The 12,270-nt window shown below is 47.8% G+C and carries 13 protein-coding genes and 1 pseudogene; 4 read left to right on the plus strand and 10 right to left on the minus strand.

All coding sequences use genetic code 11. The features are described from left to right. Positions 1–214 precede the first annotated feature (214 nt). Entirely contained in the window at positions 215–967 is a 753-nt protein-coding gene (locus tag ACYVUT_RS05950; RefSeq protein WP_484501667.1) for a PrsW family intramembrane metalloprotease, read from the plus strand. A gap of 75 nt (positions 968–1,042) precedes the next feature. Here ACYVUT_RS05950 and ACYVUT_RS05955 read toward each other — a convergent pair whose 3' ends face one another. The 4 genes from ACYVUT_RS05955 to ACYVUT_RS05970 form a co-directional block, all read right to left on the minus strand. Next, on the minus strand, positions 1,043–1,954 hold the full coding sequence (locus tag ACYVUT_RS05955) for a homoserine O-succinyltransferase (RefSeq protein ID WP_439774658.1): 912 nt from the start codon (positions 1,952–1,954) through the stop codon (positions 1,043–1,045). Positions 1,955–2,115: 161 nt separating this feature from the next. After that, positions 2,116–3,546 carry an NADP-dependent glyceraldehyde-3-phosphate dehydrogenase gene (locus tag ACYVUT_RS05960; RefSeq protein WP_484501668.1) on the minus strand — a complete coding sequence of 477 codons (1,431 nt, stop codon included), beginning with the start codon at positions 3,544–3,546 and terminating at the stop codon, positions 2,116–2,118. Positions 3,547–3,646: 100 nt separating this feature from the next. Continuing rightward, the gene (locus ACYVUT_RS05965; protein WP_484501669.1) at positions 3,647–5,167 is read right to left on the minus strand and encodes an ABC transporter permease/substrate-binding protein; all 1,521 of its coding nucleotides are present in this window, start codon (positions 5,165–5,167) and stop codon (positions 3,647–3,649) included. 3 nt (positions 5,168–5,170) lie between these two features. Continuing rightward, positions 5,171–6,094: an ATP-binding cassette domain-containing protein gene (locus ACYVUT_RS05970; RefSeq protein ID WP_484501670.1), complete on the minus strand. Its 924-nt coding sequence runs from the start codon at positions 6,092–6,094 to the stop codon at positions 5,171–5,173. 337 nt (positions 6,095–6,431) lie between these two features. Here ACYVUT_RS05970 and ACYVUT_RS05975 point away from each other — a divergent pair, with 337 nt between their 5' ends. Next, on the plus strand, positions 6,432–6,893 hold the full coding sequence (locus ACYVUT_RS05975) for an Rrf2 family transcriptional regulator (RefSeq protein ID WP_484500293.1): 462 nt from the start codon (positions 6,432–6,434) through the stop codon (positions 6,891–6,893). A gap of 22 nt (positions 6,894–6,915) precedes the next feature. After that, on the plus strand, positions 6,916–7,776 hold the full coding sequence (locus ACYVUT_RS05980; protein ID WP_484501671.1) for an SDR family oxidoreductase: 861 nt from the start codon (positions 6,916–6,918) through the stop codon (positions 7,774–7,776). A gap of 41 nt (positions 7,777–7,817) precedes the next feature. On the opposite strand, the gene ACYVUT_RS05985 is transcribed toward ACYVUT_RS05980, so the two are convergent. From ACYVUT_RS05985 to ACYVUT_RS06010, 6 genes and pseudogenes are all read right to left on the minus strand, one after another. Beyond that, positions 7,818–8,729, minus strand: coding sequence for a M48 family metallopeptidase (locus ACYVUT_RS05985; protein ID WP_484501672.1), 912 nt, complete (start codon positions 8,727–8,729; stop codon positions 7,818–7,820). Positions 8,730–8,880: 151 nt separating this feature from the next. Beyond that, complete coding sequence (locus ACYVUT_RS05990; protein ID WP_439774651.1) at positions 8,881–9,306, minus strand: hypothetical protein; 426 nt, start codon at positions 9,304–9,306, stop codon at positions 8,881–8,883. Beyond that, positions 9,299–9,775 carry a Panacea domain-containing protein gene (locus tag ACYVUT_RS05995; RefSeq protein WP_439774650.1) on the minus strand — a complete coding sequence of 159 codons (477 nt, stop codon included), beginning with the start codon at positions 9,773–9,775 and terminating at the stop codon, positions 9,299–9,301. Before ACYVUT_RS05995 ends, ACYVUT_RS05990 begins: the two co-directional genes overlap by 8 nt. Before the next feature lie 172 nt (positions 9,776–9,947). After that, positions 9,948–10,079, minus strand: a pseudogene (locus tag ACYVUT_RS06000) (plastocyanin); the annotation flags it as partial. Then, positions 10,069–10,569, minus strand: a complete 501-nt coding sequence (locus tag ACYVUT_RS06005) for a GNAT family N-acetyltransferase (protein ID WP_439774649.1) — start codon at positions 10,567–10,569, stop codon at positions 10,069–10,071. The gene ACYVUT_RS06005 and the pseudogene ACYVUT_RS06000, both read right to left, overlap by 11 nt. Before the next feature lie 85 nt (positions 10,570–10,654). Then, the gene (locus ACYVUT_RS06010) at positions 10,655–11,155 is read right to left on the minus strand and encodes a hypothetical protein (RefSeq protein ID WP_484501673.1); all 501 of its coding nucleotides are present in this window, start codon (positions 11,153–11,155) and stop codon (positions 10,655–10,657) included. A 400-nt stretch (positions 11,156–11,555) separates the two neighbouring features. On the opposite strand from ACYVUT_RS06010, the gene ACYVUT_RS06015 reads away from it, so the two are divergent. Beyond that, positions 11,556–12,170, plus strand: coding sequence for a DedA family protein (locus ACYVUT_RS06015; RefSeq protein WP_484500299.1), 615 nt, complete (start codon positions 11,556–11,558; stop codon positions 12,168–12,170). Positions 12,171–12,270 lie beyond the last annotated feature (100 nt).

Consider the following 12,270-nt stretch of genomic DNA (forward strand, 5'->3'; position numbering starts at 1 on the left):
CGCTTTTTTGCTTAAGAATATTATAGCACTATTTTAAGCGCGAAAGCTGATTTTATGCTAATGACAGCGATTCCCTTATTTTCCAAACTTTTGCCAGGTTTTCCCTAAAAAATTAATTTCCCGTCCGCTTTTATTTTTTAAGCACTTTCTTGAAAAAAAGTCCCGCTTGCTAGTAAACTAGATAAGTGTACAAACAATAGAAAGTGGGTCCAACATGTTTTTCTTCTTCCTTGAACCAGTTTTAATCTACAACTGGCTCCTTATCTTGGCCGCGATCATTCCGGCTATCTTTTTGATGATCAAGGTCTACCAATCTGACCGGCTGGAGCCGGAAAGTCCCTATATCCTGCGAAGAATGGTCACCGGGGGAATCTGGTCAGCCGTAACCGCCGGCATCCTTGAGTGGATTGCCAACGGCGTCTTAACTTCTTTCATATCCCAAAAAGACCCAATCTACAACGTCATCATGTACTTCGTGATCGTTGCCTACGCTGAAGAAGGTTCCAAGTACTTCTTCTTGAAGCGCCGGTCCTGGTTCAGCCAGGAATTCAACTGCCAATACGATGGGGTCGTCTACGGTGTCTTTGTAGCTTTAGGCTTTGCCCTTTGGGAAAACATCTCCTACGTCACCATCTACGGCTTCTCTACTGCCTTAGTCCGGGCCGTAACAGCCATCCCTGGCCACGCCTGCTTTGGCGTCTTCATGGGGATCTTCTACGGCTTAGCCCGCGGCTATGCCTACCTGGGCAAAAACATCCGGTCCAAGTTCTTCCGCGTCCTTGCGATCGTCATTCCAGCCGCCCTGCACGGCAGCTACGACTATGTAGCATCGCTTAATTCCGCTGACGGCCAGTGGATCTTCCTGGCCTTCATCGCCGTCCTCTTCTTTATCTCCTTCCATTTGGTGAACAAGATGTCCAAAAACGACAAGTACTTCCAAATCGACCGGCGGAATTACCGCTTCTAACATGAAATATTTTCTAGCAAAAAATCTGTCCCCGCCTCCCTGGCAGGGGCAGATTTCTTTTTGCCCAAATATATATTAGTCCAGTTCTGCCAAATCGTATGGCGTTTCCTGGTAAACGGCGTAGTTGATCCAGTTGCTGAAGAAGGTTGAGGCGGCTAAACTCCAGGTCAAGCGCGGCTTTTTATCCGGGTCGTCAGCTGGGAAGTAGTTAACCGGCAAAAGCGGATTGATTCCAGCTTTAACGTCTCGATGGTATTCCTCAGACAAGGTGTCTCTGGAGTATTCCAGATGGCCAAAGCTGTAGATCTGCCGCAAGTCTCTGCTTGCCGCGATCGCTACGCCAACTTCCGCTCCCTCTGCCAAAATCTGCAGGCTGCTGCCTTTTAACTGGTCTGGGTAAATCGTGGTATAGCGGGAGTGCGGACAGCGGTAGGAGTCGTCAAAGCCGCGAAGAAGCGGACTAGTCCCTACTACTTCCTGCTCATAAATGCCGGACAGCTTCTTTTCCAGGGGCTGCTTGTCGATCCCGAAATGGTAATGTAGTGCCGCTTGCGCCCCCCAGCAAAGGTGGAGGCTGGAGTAGACATGGGTCTTGGACCATTCCATCAGCTGACAAAGCTCGCTCCAGTAATCGACCTCCTGAAAAGGCAGCTGTTCAACCGGGGCGCCGGTGATGATCATCCCGTCATAGCGCTTCTCCTTGATGTCAGCAAAGGTCCGGTAGTAGTTCTGCAAGTATTCGTTAGAAGTATTTTTTGACTTGTGGCTGGCCATGTAGAGGAATTCAACTTCCAGCTGCAAGGGCGTGTTGGCCAGGTGGCGGAGCAATTGCACTTCCGTATTGGCCTTCTTAGGCATCAGGTTTACCACCAGTATCTTTAAGGGCCGGATGTTCTGGGTCATGGCTCTTTGTGAGTCCATGACAAAAATATTCTCCTGCCTTAATACGTCAATGGCGGCTAACTGTTTGTCTAAAGTAATCGGCATAGTGCGTTCTCCTGTCTAAATTCTTTTGTTTAATTTACCATTCTTTCTGAAAAAATGCTAACAAAAGAATTAAGATTTTTGAACTTTTTTAAAAAGAAAAAGCCCGCCAAAGCGGACTTTCTTCTAGCAGACATGTGATAGTCAAATTTACTGTTTTTAAATTAATCTTCGATGTTGAAGACGACGGACTTGACCCGGGTCATGGCTTGAATGGAGTACTTGACCCCCTGTACGCCTGCCCCGGAGCTCTTTACGCCCAGGAATGGGAAGTTGTCCGGACCTCTTTGGGTCTTGTTATTGATGTGGACCGTGCCCACTTCCAACTTGCCAGCGATGGCAAAGGCCTTTTCAAAGTTCCGTGAGAAGACAGAGCTTTGCAGGCCGTATTCTGATTCGTTGGCGATCTTGACAGCTTCATCAGCTGACTTAACGCGGATGAATGGCAATACTGGCCCAAATGGTTCTTCCCAGGCCAGACGCATGTCGGTCGTCACTTGGTCCATCACCATTGGGTAGATCAAGTTGCCTTCACGCTTGAAGTCAAACAAAGGCTTAGCGCCCTTTTCTTCAGCTTCTTCAATCAAGCCTTGCACGTAGTCGGCAGACTTGGTGTCGATCAAAGGAGTGATGTCAGCGTTGTCTTCTGGCATGCCAACCTTCAAGTCCTTGACCAAAGCGTTGACCTTTTCGATCAATTCGTCAGCCACGCTGTCCATGACCAGAACCCGCTTAACGGCAGTACACCGCTGACCGGAGTAGCCAAAGGCGCCGGCAACGATGTTCTTGGCCGTCAGGTCCAAGTCAGCGTCTTCCAAAACGATAGCCGCGTCCTTGCCTCCAAGTTCCAGCATGATTGGCCGCATCCCGGCCAGTTTGCCGATATTCTTGCTGACAGCACTGGAACCAGTGAAGTTGATGAAGTTGACTGCTGGGTGTTCAACGATGTAGTCGCCGATTACCCGGCCCCGGCCAGTAATGGTATTGAAGACGCCGGCTGGCAGGCCAGCTTCCGCGAAGGCCTTGGCCAAAAGCAGACCGGAAATTGACCCTTGTGTCGGCGGCTTGAAGGCCACCACGTTCCCGCCCATCAAGGCTGGAGCGATCTTTGAGCCAGCCAGATTGACCGGGTAGTTGAATGGGGAAATTGCCAAAACCAGGCCAACTGGTTCCCGGCGGACAACAGCAATCTTGTTCTTGCTTGCTGCTTCAAAGTTGCCGCCTTCCATGACTTCCCCGTCCAAAGTTACGCCGACCTTGGCCGTGTATTCAACAATTTCAGCCGTTCGGGTGACTTCGCCGATTGCGGACTTAAGGTCCTTGGCGATTTCCTTGGACAAGGTAGAACCGATCTTTTCAGCGTCCCGGTAGAGGATGTCAGCTGCCTTTTGCAGGTATGCGGCCCGTTCAACGTATGAAAGAGCCCGCCAGGCAGGAAGAGCCCTCTTGGCGCTGTCCATTACGTAGTCCACATCTTCGTGGGACATGGCTGGAACAGTGCCCAGGGACTTGCCAGTTGCTGGTTCGAAAATTTCAATAGCGTCAGCAGAGTCCCGCCATTCGCCATTGACATAGTTTAAATAGTGTTCTGTCAAGAGAGCAACTCCTTTCTTGGATCTAATCACATTTACATTCTAATGCTTTTCTAACCATTTTCAAGCCTTTTTGCAGAAAAAATACCTACCAATTTTTAGATTAGAGCAGACCATGATCTATGAGGTACTGGCGAGCCACCTTGCTGGCACTTTCGTGCTTGACGGTCACCTTGTAGTTCATTTCCTGCATTTCGCTTTCGCTGATCTTGCCCGCCAGTTTGTTCAAGCTGTTAACCACGCCGGGATGCTTTTTAGCAAAAGAGCTCGTCATCAAAGGCGCCCCTTGATATGGCGGGAAAAAGCTCTTGTCGTCCTTTAAGGCGACTAAGTCGTACTGCTTGATCTGCGGGTCGGTCGTGTAGCCGTCAACGACCTCGACCTTGCCGCTGGCAATGGCCTTGTAGCGGAGGGCTGATTCCATGGTTTTGACCTTCAAGTTCAGGCCGTATTCCTGCTTTAAGCCCAGGTAGCCGTCCTGCTGACTGGCAAAGTCCGGGTCAAAGGCGGCAGTCAGAGTAGAATCCAATTTGGTCAAGTCGCTCAAGGTCTGCAGATTGTGCTTCTTGGCAAAGGACTTCTTAACTGCCAGGTCGTAGCCGTTCTGGTACTTCATTGGCGGCAAAAAGGTCATCTGGTATTCCTGCTGGAGCAGTTTTTTAGACAGCTTATAAGCTTTAACCGGGTCATGGGGAGTCGCAACTTTTTCCTTAACCAGGCCTTGCAAAACAGTCCCAGTAAATTCCGGATAGATGTCGATCTTTTCCGTCTTTAAGGCATTGAACAAGAAGCTGGTCCCGCCGAAGTTGTTCTTGACGGTCACCTTGACATTGGGATTGTCCTTTTCAATCAAGTCCTTGTACATATTGATCAAGATGTCTGGTTCACTGCCCAGCTTGCCGGCGATAACGATTTCTTCTTGCTTTGGGGCAAAGAGCTTCGGTGCCTGGCTGATTCCAAGGCCGATGGCAAAAATCACCAAAACAGCCGCTGTGACCTGGAAGTGCTTCTTAGAGGAAGACATGAACTTGAGCAGGCCAGACATGGCCAGAGTCAAGATGGCAGACAGACCGGCACCGATCAAGAGATAAGTGTTGTTGTTCTGCTGGATCCCGATCATGATGTAGGTACCAAGCCCGCCGGCACCGATCATGGCGGCCAGAGTGGCCGTCCCGATGATCATGACTAAAGAGATGCTGACGCCGGAAAGAATCATGGGCAGGGCCATGGGAACTTCTAATCTGAACAATTTGCGTCTTTTGCTAAGACCAAAGGCATCGGCGGCTTCTTCCAGGTTGGGGTCGATATTTCTAAGTGCCGAGTAAGTGTTTTGGTAGATCGGCATAATCCCGTAAGCCGTCAAGGCGATCAAGGCCGGAGTCGTCCCGATCCCCACCAGGGGAATCAAGAGGCCAAGCAGGGCCAGGCTTGGGATAGTTTGGATGATGCTGGTGATTTGGAAGACTACTTCCCCTGCTCTTTTGCTGTGGGCCAGGAGCATCCCCAAAGGAATGGCAATCAAGCAAGAAATTAAGAGGGCTTCAATAGATAAGAGCAAGTGCTCGCCCAAGGACTGCATGATTTGCCCCTGGTGGGTGGATATGGTATTAATCAATTCGTTCATTCTTTAGTCCCCCAATTTTCCGAAGTAGCGAAGCAGGTCGCTCGCCTTAATCTGATAATTTTCCCCCTGGTAGGCAAATTGCAGATAGCCATCAGTTTCCGGCAATTCAGCGATCTCTTCGACTTTTTCGACTTGCGGCAAGCCATCTCCTGTAATTTTGTTTACGTAAGGACTGGCCAAAAGTTCAGACATGGTGCCCAGCCGCGGCCGGGCGCTCTTGAAGAAGTCTGCCACAAAAGAGTTAGCCGGCCGCTGGACGATGTCTTTAGGGCTTCCGACTTGGAGCAGGTGACCGTCCTTGACAACCCCAATCCGGTCGCCTAAGTGCAGGGCTTCCTGCATGTCGTGGGTGACGAAGACTACTGTAGTTTTATTTTGCCGGTGGAGCTTAAGCAGGAGCTCTTGCTGCTGGCGGCGCAGGACCGGGTCTAGGGCGCTAAAGGATTCGTCCATCAAGATCAATTTTGGCTGGCTGGCCATGGCCCGGGCAATAGCGACGCGTTGCTGCTGGCCGCCGGAAAGCTCCCGCGGAAGCCGGGAGATGTACGTGTTGCCTTCCAGGCCAACTTGGTCCAGTAAGGTTAGAGCCCGCTTACGGCGCTCAGCTTTTTTGACCCCAGCTTCTTCCAGCTGGATGGTGATGTTGTCGCCAACTGTCAAGTTGGGAAAGAGGCTGCTGGACTGCAGGACATAGCCCATATGCAGGCGAAGCTGGCGCAGGTCGTGGTCCTTGACCCGCTTGCCGGCCAGGTAAAGGTCTCCATGGGTAGGTTCAGTCAAGCGGTTGATCATTCTGAGCAAAGTCGTCTTCCCGCTCCCGCTGGGGCCGACTAAAACGAAAAGTTCGCCGTCATTGATGGTTAAGTTGATCTTTTCCAAGATGACGTTGTCTCCATAAGCCATCCCGACGTTGCGGTATTCAATCATTTCTTTCTCCTTAGTAAATTTCCTCTGTGATCATTACTCTCTGTGCTTCATTCATGTAACTCCAAAAGTTTCTTGTCTAATCATATTACCTTTAGCAAAAGTTGTAAAGTCAAAAGATACAAGTTTTTTTGTTTTTTCTTTGGGAGCATTCTGTTTTTATTGCCCGAACATCCTTGAAATTTAGGGTTTATAATGAAAGAGCTAAGTTATTCCCACCTTATTTTTGCAAAAATTAGCTAAAAAACCGGTTAAAGCACTAGTTAAAAAGGACTTGCTTTTTACGCATCTCTGCTCTATATTAGTAATTAGAAAAGTTACATGTGCAAGGAGCAGAAAGATGAAAGTATCGACCCGTTTCAGTGACAGCATCCACCTGCTGGCCTTTCTGGTGATCTATAAGGGAAAGACCACCCTGTCTAGCAATGTCATTGCCAGTTCATTAAGCACTTCGCCAGTTGTGGTGAGACGGTTAATGTCCAACTTGAGGGATGCCGGTTTTATCAAAACGACCCACGGGTCAGCAGATCCGGAGCTCTTAAGAGAACCAAAGAACATCAGCCTGCTGGAGATCTATCTGGCAACTGAAGGAAGCAGTCCCCTTTTCGCCATCGACCATGAGACCAATCCAAAATGCATCGTCGGTGGCAACATTCAGCCAACCTTGACTGACTACTTCTCCCACGCGGAAACCGCGGCGGAGGCAATTTTAGGCAAGATCAGCCTGCAGGACGTGATCGACACGATTTTGGTCAAGGAAACCGCTAAAAAGCAGGCAGAAAACAGTAAAGCAAAAGAATAAACAGAGAATGCGAGGAAGAGAAATGAAATATACGATTACTGGCGCAACCGGCCACTTAGGCAGAGAAGTTGTTAAAGCTTTAAGCAAATTAACTGATATCAAGAACATCCGCCTGGCTGTCCGCAGCCCCCAGAAGGCGGAAAATTTTGCAAAAGCCGGCTATGAAGTCATGTATAGCGACTACTACGATGTTCCATCAATGGTCGAGGCTTTTACCGGGACAGATGTCTTGATTTATATTCCCAGCATCACTTATAACGTGGGCAAGCGGATCGAGGAATTCGAGAATTCCCTGGAAGCCATGAAGGAAGCCGGAGTCAAGCACCTGGTTGACGTCAGCTTCATGGCTGACCAGGCTAACAACCCCTTCCAGATGGCAGGCTACTACGCCTACCTGCCGGCGCGGCTGGCTTCAAGCAAGTTATCCTATGCCGTGGTCAAAAATTCCCTTTACGCTGATCCCCTGGTCCCTTACCTGCCGGAATTAATTGAAAGAGAAAACGTGATCTACCCGGTTGGCGACCAGGCGATGAGTTTTATCTCTAGAAGAGACAGCGCGGAAGCTATTGCCAACGTTGCTGTCCGGCCATATCTCAGAGACAAGGGGCAGATATACCTTTTGACCCAGGAAAAGAATTACAACATGGTTGAATTAAGCCGGATCATGACCGAAGTTACCGGGGAAAAGATCGGCTACCAGCCAGTCAGCCTGGAAGAGTTCGCGGATATTTACCGCTCTGAAGGCGACGGGGATGAACTGGCCTCCATGTACAAGGCAGCAGCCATGGGCTTGATGGACGGCGTTACTGATGACTTCACCCGAATCACTGGCCATGCCCCGCAAAATATGAAGGACTTTTTGGCAGAGAACTATAAGAAATAAAGAAAAGGATGCAGCTCTAGTGAGTTGCATCCTTTTTTGCCTTATTCAGGCAAATCTGCCGTATGTTCCAAGCGGTCGATCCGCCGGTCTAAAGTTGGGTGGTCAGAGATCAAGTTGGTCCACCAGTGCTTGACCTGGAAACTGTTAAAGGCCAAAGCTGAAACCATTGGGTTTTCCTTTTGCTGCTGGTATTGCTGCTCAATGGCTTCCAGCTTTTTCAAGGCACCAATAATGCACTTCGGATTTCTGGTCAAGTCGACTGAGCCGATGTCAGCAAGATATTCCCGTTGCCGGGACATGGACAAGTTTAGCAATTTGGCGATTGGCAGGGCAACGATGAAAAGGCCGGCGCCAACTGCTAAGGCAATCGAGCCAAAGAACCAGCAAATGCACTTGGTAATGACTCCCCCATCCATCTTAAACAAGGTCCAGCCAAGAGCCAGCAGGTAAATCGCAGCCAGGTAGATAAAACTGGACAGAGCTGAGGTAATCGTCGTTACCCGCAAGTCATAGTTACGGATATGAGATATCTCGTGGCCGATCACGCCTAGGAGTTCATCATGGTTCATGATTTTCACAAGGCCGGAAGTGACAGCCAGGCTGGCATGCTCCGGGTCACGGCCGGTCGCGAAGGCGTTAGGGATATTGCTTGGAATGGCGTAGACTTTTGGCATAGGGATGCCGGCGGCCAGGCTCATCTCCTTCACCATTTCGTATAATTGAGGGACGTTGTCTTGGGTGATTTCCACCGCATGGGTGATCCGCATCAAGTGTCTGGTCGAATAAAAGTAGATATAGACCATGTAAATAATTCCCGCGGCTAAAAAGATCGCGCCGGCCCAGATGGTTAAGTAGACTGTCAAAAGGCCGGAAATAGCCAATAGCAGGGCTGTAAAGCCGCCCAGCACGATCCAGGTATTGCGCTTGTTTTGCTCGATTTGCTGATAAAGCATATTCCATCCTCAATTCTTTTTATAAAGCTAATTAAAGGATACTAATTGGACGGCTTTCGCGCAATAGATAATTACAGAGCAATTTAGTTATATTGCTTGCTAGGTTAAAAATAAGACTCCGAACGATATATTATCATCCAGAGCCTAGTAGCTAGTGCTTATATAAATTGAACTTTGTGTCGATTGCTAAAATATAGAAAATGTTGCTATTGATTTTACCAATTACTCGACCTTTGTCATTTAACCGAAATACCCAGTAGACGTCACCACAATCTTCTAAACGTCCGGAGCTTGAAAAAAATGGGTTTATGCTTAAAGAAACAACATTATCAGGAAGTTGTTCGAGGCCTTGCTCTTTTGGCCAGCCTAAGACAACTGATATTTCTTCAATTGAAAGCTTTTCTATTTTCTCCAACAACTTCGCTCGGACACTCTTGTTGATATTATAGTTGTTTTTATCAAGATTGTATTGTTTATCTCTTGTGAGAAAAGAAAAATTAAAGGCAAAATATGTCTTATACGTTCTTCTGATTCTTGAGCCATTAGACTTGCGTGTCCGAAAGTTGCTTTTAATCATCGACAACGAACACCTTGCTGTAAAACGATTTTATCTTTTCGTCGCTGATCACATGGCTTTGCGGAGTGTCTTGCCACGGTTTCTCGTTATGTGTTTGAAGCATCAGATCATACGCTGAACTATGCCCATAAATGTCGTAGATACTGTTTAAGATATCAGCAGTTTGTTGGTCGTTCTGCAATTCTTTATAGTCTTCTACTGCCTGTGGATCTTTCGAAATGTCGCCAACAATTTCTCTTTGACCCTTGTAACGATCATGAACTTCCTGCACAACAGGACCATACTTCCATGCAACAATATCGTTATCAAACATCCGCTTGCCCGTCACTACCAAACTAGCGGCTTGAATATAGTATAAGAGCTTCATGGCTTTCATCTGTGTTAATTCTTCAGCATTTGGGTCCAAACGCAACTCAGCGTTGTTTTTTACCCGCAACCAATTCACAACCTTAAAAACACTATAAGTCATTTTTCTACCCTCATTCATTAACCTTTATTTTGCCTATTATTATACGTTCAACACAGTTTGTCTCGCAAGCTACAGGCTTTGTCTTTCAATCCCCGTTCTACCAGCATTTCACCATTTAGTTATTTAGGTTAAGTACGCCCTGCTTCAGCCTTTGCATCCCGTCGATTACCAATTCTTCCATGCTGGCCAGGATTTCCGGCGCGATCTTAAAATCCATTTCAGCGATCCACATCGGCAGCTCGTTTTCCTTTAAGCCGCCTCACTTGATGGAATTGCCCTGCCGCTTTGGCACATTAGCCTTCAATCTCTTTAATCATGTTGTACCAGATTTCCCCGGCATGCTCTGACTCAGCTTGCCCATGGTTGACGTAGCCATTCTTTTCGTAAAAAGGCACTCGGTCCTCCAGGCAGGTCAAGGCGATCCGCCCCCGCTTCATTTCCTTAGCGGTTTCCGCGAATCTGGCCAAAAGCTGGCTGCCGATCCCTTGCCCCCGGTAATCCGGGTGAACAGCAATAGTCAAAACCATCTGGTTGCCGCCAAGTCCCGGCAGACTTTCCGTTTCTTTCTCATACATCCAATCTTCAATGTAGTCGTACTTGCTAGCAACGACTGGGCCGGTAATGAAGCCAATAACTTCATCTTTCAAATTTCTGGCTACCAAAAAGCTCCCGGTAAATTTCTGAATTCTCTCTTTGTACTGAGCGGGACTTCCGGCTTCTGCCTCATTGAAACCAGCTCTTTCGATTTCCACGATTCTGCCTAAATCTTCTGCTCTTGCTTGGTCGAATTTCAATGCTTTTTCTCCTTGAATGCAAAAAGCACGCCTCTGATATCCAGAGAACGCGCCTCGTTTATTTCTTTGTAAAAATTGTCAGCCTTTAGATAGCCATAGCATTAACTTCAGCAGCCACGCCCAACTTAGCCAGAACCAAAGCTGGAGTGTTGACGTTCTTAGCTACGGCGCTGCGAACTTGCTGGTTCTTGTCTTGTGCGAGCTTCTTCAATACAGCTGCGTCTTTGCTCAGCTTGGCTGCCAGGATCCGCAGGCTTGCGTAGTTTGAGTTAGTGTGCTTGCCCAAGAGAGCAACCCATTCCTTCTTAGCTACGATTTGGTCCAGCTTCAGCCATTCAGTAACCTTGCTCTTGCCAAAGTCAGTTACTTGACCCCAGCCACTTACTTCGTAAATGGTGATGCCTTCTTGGCTTGGGTATTGGCTGGCGTTGACAACAGCGTCTTCCAGCTTTTCGTAGATAGCCAGGTAGCGGTTGTGGTAGGTCTTGCCTGCCAGGTAGCTGCGGCCTTCACGGAAGAGCTTGCCTTCCTTAGCTGAGAATACAAGATAGCCCTTAACTGCTTGTTCGATAGTTACGTTAGTCATATTTACCTCTCCTTGAATAAATTTAATGACATAGTATAGTACGAATGATATTCAATTTTCCTGGCATCAAGATTCGCCTTTAGTCAGAAAAAACAGCTTGTAAGCTTCTTTTCTTTATTTCTATAAGGCAATTCCTTAATGCGTTGAAACGATTATAACAGACAATCTCCCAAAATTGTGCATAAAAATTGTTTAATTTCTTTTCTTGTTTTTCTTAAGCAAAAGACTAAAAAAGCTTCAACAAATTCTGTTGTGTGCTTAAAAAAGTAAAGTTAAATACTTGTAAAGCAATTCCAAATTATCTCTTAAAGATGCCGGGCAAATCCCCTCTTCCACCCTTTATTTTGTTATTCTGGATTTACGAAAGTACAGATAGAATAGATTAGAGGTAGAACAACTCATGAACGAGACAATCACGCAGCTGATTCAAAACTATGGCTATGTCGCCGTTGCCTTGTTGATTGCAGCTGAAAATATTTTTCCCCCAATCCCTTCCGAATTGATCCTGACCTTTACGGGTTTCCTGACCCTGTCGGCCAACCTGTCCATCCCTGGCGCGATCGTTGCCTCCACAATCGGTGCCTTCATCGGCGCGATCGTCCTTTACTGGATCGGCAGCTTCTTTGATCAAGACCGCCTTTCCCGTTTTGCCGCCAGCAAACTAGGCCGCCGCTTCGGCCTTTCCCCAGAAAAAATTGCCAAGACCGAATCCTATTTCAATGCCCATGGCCGCACAGCCACCTTCTTCGGTCGCTTTATTCCCGTCGTCCGCAGCCTGATTTCCCTGCCTGCCGGCATGAGCCGGTTCTCGCTGATCAGCTTCAGCTTCTACACCATCCTGGGCACGGCAATTTGGAACACGGTCTTGATCTACGCTGGCCGCTTTGCCGGCAGCGCCTACCAGCAAGTCGTCCAGGAATTTGAAGGCCTCAGCATGATCATTTTGCTCACCTTCGTGGTCATTGCCGCCGCTGTCTACTTGCTCAAGAAAAAGGGCTTGCTCTTTAAAAAATAATTTTTTTGCCTTTGATCTTGACAAAAATTAAATCCGTATTAGAATTTTACTTAATCAAATAACGCAAAGATGAAGAAGACGAGTAGGAAAGCACAATCTT

The sequence above is a fragment of the Lactobacillus sp. WILCCON 0059 genome (genome assembly GCF_057197985.1).

Coding starts and splice junctions, on each gene's coding strand:
- ACYVUT_RS05990 (WP_439774651.1), bottom strand. CDS start 9,306: ATGATTAAAAGCAACTTTCGGACACGCAAGTCTAATGGCTCAAGAATC.
- ACYVUT_RS06015 (WP_484500299.1), top strand. CDS start 11,556: ATGAACGAGACAATCACGCAGCTGATTCAAAACTATGGCTATGTCGCC.
- ACYVUT_RS06010 (WP_484501673.1), bottom strand. CDS start 11,155: ATGACTAACGTAACTATCGAACAAGCAGTTAAGGGCTATCTTGTATTC.
- ACYVUT_RS05970 (WP_484501670.1), bottom strand. CDS start 6,094: ATGATTGAATACCGCAACGTCGGGATGGCTTATGGAGACAACGTCATC.
- ACYVUT_RS05995 (WP_439774650.1), bottom strand. CDS start 9,775: ATGACTTATAGTGTTTTTAAGGTTGTGAATTGGTTGCGGGTAAAAAAC.
- ACYVUT_RS05980 (WP_484501671.1), top strand. CDS start 6,916: ATGAAATATACGATTACTGGCGCAACCGGCCACTTAGGCAGAGAAGTT.
- ACYVUT_RS05965 (WP_484501669.1), bottom strand. CDS start 5,167: ATGAACGAATTGATTAATACCATATCCACCCACCAGGGGCAAATCATG.
- ACYVUT_RS05955 (WP_439774658.1), bottom strand. CDS start 1,954: ATGCCGATTACTTTAGACAAACAGTTAGCCGCCATTGACGTATTAAGG.
- ACYVUT_RS05985 (WP_484501672.1), bottom strand. CDS start 8,729: ATGCTTTATCAGCAAATCGAGCAAAACAAGCGCAATACCTGGATCGTG.
- ACYVUT_RS05975 (WP_484500293.1), top strand. CDS start 6,432: ATGAAAGTATCGACCCGTTTCAGTGACAGCATCCACCTGCTGGCCTTT.
- ACYVUT_RS05950 (WP_484501667.1), top strand. CDS start 215: ATGTTTTTCTTCTTCCTTGAACCAGTTTTAATCTACAACTGGCTCCTT.